1 protein-coding gene is annotated in these 575 nt (G+C 64.3%); it reads left to right on the top strand.

Features of this window, described 5'->3' with window-relative positions:
* The first annotated feature begins 63 nt into the window (after positions 1-63).
* On the top strand, positions 64-510 hold the full coding sequence (locus AC57B5_RS29530; RefSeq protein ID WP_157059697.1) for a hypothetical protein: 447 nt from the start codon (positions 64-66) through the stop codon (positions 508-510).
* Positions 511-575 lie beyond the last annotated feature (65 nt).

A 575-nucleotide genomic window follows, 5' to 3' on the forward strand; every position in this document is an offset into this window, starting at 1 on the left:
CCAGCCATTTTTTCGCTGGCAATGCCTGGGCCATCGTGGGCCCGTGGAGATGTGTGGCCAGGCATGGCTGCAGTAGTCAGGGGTATTGCAGTTACGGCTGCGCAGATGCTGATCGCGCTCGCAGTATTTGCCCTGCCGCTGATCTCCACGGCCCAGACCGGGCAGCAAGATGGGTCTGCCGCCGCCCGGGATCGTTGGCGCTGGGCGACAGCAGATCAGGCCGAGTTGCAGGTGGTTGCGCTGGATGCGCGGCGCCAGCAGGTCGTGGTCAAGGCAGCTGGAGCGGAACTGGCCATACTCCGGCAAGGCGCCCAGGTTCCCCGTCTGTCTGTGTCGCTGGAGTCCGTATCCGGCAACACTGCCGTGTTCCGTCCCATGAACGTGCCCGGGCGTGAGTCTGTCGAGCGTATCGAGATCACTTCGACCGATGGCCGCCAGATGACCCGGAAAATCCAATCAGCGGCCCCTGCGCGGTCCATGACAAGTGGATGGATGGTTGTGTCGCCATGATGCGGGCGGCAGTGGAGAGCCTCCTGGCTGCAAGGGCCCCCTGCGGGCAAATGGACCAACGGGTG

Source organism: Delftia sp. BGA-UO-ETr-SB1 (genome assembly GCF_059567865.1).

Coding starts and splice junctions, on each gene's coding strand:
- AC57B5_RS29530 (WP_157059697.1), top strand. CDS start 64: ATGGCTGCAGTAGTCAGGGGTATTGCAGTTACGGCTGCGCAGATGCTG.